Source organism: Georgenia satyanarayanai (assembly GCF_023715365.1).
Taxonomy (GTDB): domain Bacteria; phylum Actinomycetota; class Actinomycetes; order Actinomycetales; family Actinomycetaceae; genus Oceanitalea; species Oceanitalea satyanarayanai_B.
Genome location: NZ_JAMBNZ010000038.1, coordinates 1 through 963 on the forward strand (window position 1 = coordinate 1; position 963 = coordinate 963).

At 69.2% G+C, this 963-nt stretch carries 1 protein-coding gene; it reads right to left on the reverse strand.

The window, feature by feature from the left end; translation table 11 throughout:
- On the reverse strand, positions 1–812 hold an 812-nt coding region (locus M3148_RS18195), incomplete at its 3' end, for a DUF222 domain-containing protein (protein ID WP_251305895.1).
- Positions 813–963 lie beyond the last annotated feature (151 nt).

The following is a 963-nucleotide window of genomic DNA, read 5'->3' on the forward strand; positions in this document are numbered from 1 at the left end:
CGGATGCAGGCCATGCCGTCGGGCAGCTGACGGGGGTGCTCGACCCGCCGCCGGGCGCGGGCGCGGGCGTGGAAGAGGTCGGCGTCGTCGTGGCTGAGGGCGATGACGGCCTTCTTGAGGGCCTCGAGGAGCTGGCTGTGGGTCTGGGTGCCGGCGTCGTCGATAACCGAGTCCTGGACCAGGACCGCGATCTCGACCGGGTAGTCCTCCAGCATCGAGACGATCGTCGTGGCCTTGCGGGCGTCGATGTGCCCGGTGGCCAGCGCCTGACCGGTGAGGGCGAAGACGTTCTCGAAGGCGCGGGCGTTGCTGACGATTCGCTGCGCGGCGAAGCGGCTCAGCCCCAGGCGCGGAGCGAGCTCGTCGGCGGCCATGTTCCCGGACCTCACGTGCGAGGGAAGGGCGCCGCTGCCGTTCATGAGCGGGCGCCGGGAGAGTTCACCGGCCACCCGGGTGAGCTTGGCGGTGGCCCACGCGGTGATGCGCTGGTAGCCGGCGGCCATCTCCACGAGGTAGTACTCATCCACCTCGCCAGGGTCGATGTCCTCCAGCTCGGTGAGGAGCTGACCATCGGGTGCCATGGCCGCCAGGGCCTCGGCCGACACCGGCTGGACCGGCTCGACGCTCGGCTGCTCGTCGGTGATCGTCGACGGTGGCGACCTGTCCCCGGCATCGAGGAACACATCGGCCGCGTCCTCCTCCTGGGCCCACAGCTCCTGCAGACGGCGCAGGGACTGCTCACCGACCTGCTCGTGCGTGTAGGGGTCCTCGAGCCAGGCAGCGTGCGGGTCGAAGTCCTCGATGCTGCTCACCAACCCCACCCCCTCTGCGGGCTACGACTGCTCTGCCGTCCTACCTCCAAGGCTATGACCGACCACTGACGTTGATGATGGGAGTGCCTCGGCGGGGGTCTGACTCTGCCACTGACTGACGCCCTAGCGGGTTGTCCTTGAAATGATCCGT